This window comes from Shewanella sp. 10N.286.51.B2 (assembly GCF_041469265.1).
In the GTDB taxonomy this organism is placed as follows: Bacteria; Pseudomonadota; Gammaproteobacteria; order Enterobacterales; family Shewanellaceae; genus Shewanella.
In genome coordinates, this window is record NZ_JBFRKH010000113.1 from 1 (window position 1) to 438 (window position 438).

The window sequence follows — 438 nt, forward strand, 5'->3', positions numbered from 1 at the left end:
GCCGTCTTCATTCATGGTGAATTCAACATCAGGTGCTACTGCAGCGTCATTGACTGGGTTAACTGTGAGGTCAACGCCTGTCGCCACGGTAGTGGTGCCATCTGAGACATCAAAGCGTAAGTCTACATCGCCATTAAAGTCCGCATCTGGGGTAATGGTAAAGCTGCCATCTGGGTTAGCCACCACGGTGGCGTTATCGCCTACTGATAGGTTTTCAGCGCTTAGGCTGTCACCGTCGATGTCAGATGCATTAGCTAGTAATTGCTCCTGGCTTAGGGTAATTGAGCCATCTTCGTCCACTGAGTAAGCGACATTGCCATCAACTACAGGTGCGTCATTAACCGCCAGTGTAGTAATGCCTGCGGTGGTTTCAGCAGTGGCGCCATCATCATCGATAACCACCACATCCAGGCTGATGTCACCGTTGAAGTTCTCATT

General features: G+C 50.5%; 1 protein-coding gene. It reads right to left on the reverse strand.

Translation table 11 applies throughout. The features are described from left to right. A partial coding sequence (locus AB4140_RS19620; protein WP_372002311.1) for a tandem-95 repeat protein occupies positions 1–438 on the reverse strand: 438 nt, incomplete at both ends.